Annotated in this window: 1 protein-coding gene; it reads left to right on the top strand. The window is 40.5% G+C overall.

Annotated elements, in window-relative coordinates; genetic code table 11:
• Positions 1 to 15 precede the first annotated feature (15 nt).
• Positions 16 to 393: a tyrosine-type recombinase/integrase gene (locus A3761_RS28940; RefSeq protein WP_197472870.1), complete on the top strand. Its 378-nt coding sequence runs from the start codon at positions 16 to 18 to the stop codon at positions 391 to 393.
• Positions 394 to 837 lie beyond the last annotated feature (444 nt).

Consider the following 837-nt stretch of genomic DNA (forward strand, 5'->3'; position numbering starts at 1 on the left):
GAGGTGGAGAATAATGTGAGAGATCTCGCGCTTTTTAACCTCGCAATAGATAGTAAACTACGAGGGTGTGATTTAGTTAAGCTCCGCGTATATGATGTGTACAATGGAAAAAGCTGCAAGTCTAGAACTCAAATCATACAGAAAAAGACCAAAATACCTGTCAAATTCGAAATAACATCGAAGACGAGGGAAGCTATTTTGGTATTGATTGAAAAGCTGCGTTTAGAGCATGCTACTTACCTCTTCCCAAGCCGGTTTTCTCATAGAAGTCATATATCAACTAGACAATACTACAATTTAGTAAAGAGGTGGGTTGCTGCTATTGGGTTGGATACAAGATTTTACGGAACGCACTCCTTAAGAAGAACCAAAGTAGCCCAGATAAAGACTTAAGGTCCATTCAACTGCTGTTAGGGCACAGGAGTCTTGGAAGTACGGTACGATATTTAGGGGTGGAGCTTGATGATGCCTTAGCATTATCAGAGAGGATTGAAATTTGATGCTGGTTTGTTATCTCTGAAGGTCTGCTTCGTGGTGTCAGTTCAAAACATTGTAGGAGTTATTTTATAAAGGGGGTTTGTTGCGCAGGGAGTAACAGTATCGCTTTGTGCTTCCACTAAATACAAATTTTGGCCGGAAAATCCGCTCCTTTATATGACTGTTGAACGGCGACTTTGTGGAATTTAGAATCACGAGAAATCTTCTTTACATCTCAGGCGGACAAACTTAGGTACCAATTAGCGGTCAATCATTGGTATCAGTAATAAATGTATTGAGAGTGGTGAATCAGGCACAAAAAAAGGCGATCCGAAGATCGCCTTTTGAGTTGTCGCTAAT

This window comes from Oleiphilus sp. HI0123, from assembly GCF_001635315.1.